The sequence below is a fragment of the Mesorhizobium sp. M7A.F.Ca.ET.027.02.1.1 genome (genome assembly GCF_004022985.1).
Lineage (GTDB): Bacteria > Pseudomonadota > Alphaproteobacteria > Rhizobiales > Rhizobiaceae > Mesorhizobium.
The window spans coordinates 1-2,471 of the sequence record NZ_RZOL01000609.1 but is presented as its reverse complement, the minus strand read 5'-3'; the positions used below and the strand labels follow the sequence as shown (position 1 = coordinate 2,471).

The following is a 2,471-nucleotide window of genomic DNA, read 5'->3' as shown; positions in this document are numbered from 1 at the left end:
GGTAGCAACTGCAGCCTACCTGCACATGTCGGCGGCAATGCCCTGGATTACCGAGCCATCGCAGTCGCTGTTTCGATGGCAGATCGGCGATGTCATCCAGGGCGGTCCGTTCCGCCAGACCAACAATGTCGTGACCGTGCCCGAAGGCCACGGCTTGGGTGTCGAGCTCGACCGAGGTGCGCTAGCGACCTGGCACGCCCATTTTATCGACAATGGACCTCTCGACCACTTTTTTGACCCAGCTCGAGCCGGTCGGTTCAGAAGGCTTCCACTCGCTTAGCGAGCGCTCATCCGGCCGGTCCCTCAATTAAAAAGCGATCGCCTCCTCCAGCCCAAAGCGGACAACCATGACAGCTGAAAAACAATTTCCAACGCACGCCCGCGCGGTCGTCATCGGCGGCGGCGTTGTCGGATGTTCCATCCTTTTCCACCTCGCAAAATTCGGCTGGAAAGACAGTGTGCTCCTTGAGCGAGACGAACTGACGAGCGGGTCAAGTTGGCACGCGGCAGGTCAAATCCACACCATCAGCTCAGATCCGAACATCAGCCGCCTCCAGGGCTACACAATCAATCTCTACAAAGAGATAGAGGAAACTTCTGGCCACTCTGTTGGGCTTCACAGCACGGGCGGCTTCTACCTCGCGTCAAACAAGACCTGGTACGAATATCTGAAGCGGGAGCGGTCGAAGGCCCGTTACATGGGGCTCGACCAGGAGTTTATCAGTGTCAAAGAGGCGGCCGAACGGCATCCGCTCATCGACCCCAGCCACTATCTCGCGGCGCTGTGGGACCCGCTTGACGGAGATGTCGACCCTTCGGGCGTCTGCTATGCCTATGCGAAGTCTGCCCGCGTCCACGGCGCGCAGTACTACACGCACACCCCCGTTATCGAAACACGCCAGAGGAAGGACGGTACCTGGGACGTGGTCACTCCCAAGGGAACCATTAACGCCGAACACCTGGTGAACGCCGCCGGGCTCTGGGCGCGAGAAGCTGGGAAGATGGCTGGTGTAACCATGCCGGTGCAGCCTATGGAGCACCACTACCTGATTACGGAGGATATCCCCCAAATCGTGGAAAGAATGGCTTCCGGCAAGCGCCTTCCGGCGGGCATCGACTACGAGGCTAACATTTACTTCCGCCAAGAGCGTAACGGCATGCTGCTGGGCACGTACGAGCCGAAGTCCACGCCTTGGAAGGTGTCAGGTACCCCGATGGACTTCGGCCACGAACTGCTTCCATCCGATCTCGAGCGGATCGCGGACCGGCTCGAGCTCGCGTTCGAACGCATACCAGCCCTTGGCCAGGTGGGCATTAAGACCGTAGTGAACGGGCCCTTCACGTTCGGCCCGGACGGAAACCCGATGATCGGTCCTGTCCCCGGTCTGCAGAACTATTGGGCCGCGGTCGGTGTTATGGCCGGATTCTGCCAGGGTGGTGGTGTCGGCCGGTCGATTGCGGAATGGATGATCGAAGGCGAACCTTCAATCGATGTCTGGGCGATGGACATCGCCCGGTTTGGCAACTTCGCGACGGCCGACTGGGGCACGGTGAAGTCCTCAGAGAACTATGAACGCCGCTTCGTCATGACGTTTCCCAATGAGACCCTGCCGAAAGGACGGAGGCAGAAGACGACAGCGCTTTACGATCGCCTGGTCGCGAAGGGCGCGGTTATGGGGGTGAGTTTTGGCCTGGAGCATGCTCTCTGGTTCGCCGACGGGCCGGAGGATGCGCACGAAGAGCCGACTTTCGAGCGCAACCGGAGCCATGACTACGTTGCTCAGGAAATCGAGAGCGTTCGCACGAACGTGGGCGCCATCGAGATCGCCAACTATTCGAAGCACGAATTTGCCGGACCGGGAGCGAGAGCGTTCCTCGATTACGTCCTCGCCGGAAAACTTCCCAAGCCTGGTCGGATCGCGTTGACCCCCATGTTGACCCCCAAAGGCAAACTCTATGGGGACCTCACCGTCTCCTGCCTCTCGGAAGACCGCTTCATGCTGTTCGGATCAGGTGCTGCGCAGGAAATGCACCGGCGATGGTTCGAGCGGCGTCTGCCGACCGAGGGGGTAACCTATACCAACCGTTCCGACGAGCTCCACGGGCTGGCGATCTCAGGTCCGAAATCGAGAGAACTCCTCTCGCGGATTACGCGAGAGGACGTGTCTCACAACGCGTTCAAGTTCCGCGATATCCGGGAATGCGTCGTGGGTGACGTTCCGGTGATCCTCTCGCGCCTGTCGTTCTCGGGCGAACTAGGCTTTGAAATCTATTGCCGTCCGCAGTTCCTCATCCGCTTGTTTGAGGCGGTTGAACACGCAGGTGGCGATCTCGGGCTGCGTTTTTACGGAAGCCGCGCCCTCATGTCGATGCGCCTCGAAAAGAACTGGGGGGTTTGGACAATGGACTTCCGCCCGGATTTCGATGCAGCTGAAAGCGGGCTCTCAGCTTTCATCGACTGGAACAAGGAC

At 59.7% G+C, this 2,471-nt stretch carries 2 protein-coding genes; both read left to right on the top strand.

The features are described 5' to 3' along the window. The coding region (locus tag EN749_RS34095) for an enolase C-terminal domain-like protein (RefSeq protein WP_281061945.1) at nucleotides 1-280 on the top strand (280 nt) is incomplete at its 5' end. Between the two features lie 67 nt (nucleotides 281-347). Next, nucleotides 348-2,471 (top strand): FAD-dependent oxidoreductase (locus tag EN749_RS34090; RefSeq protein ID WP_145991130.1); only part of this gene is annotated, 2,124 nt, incomplete at its 3' end.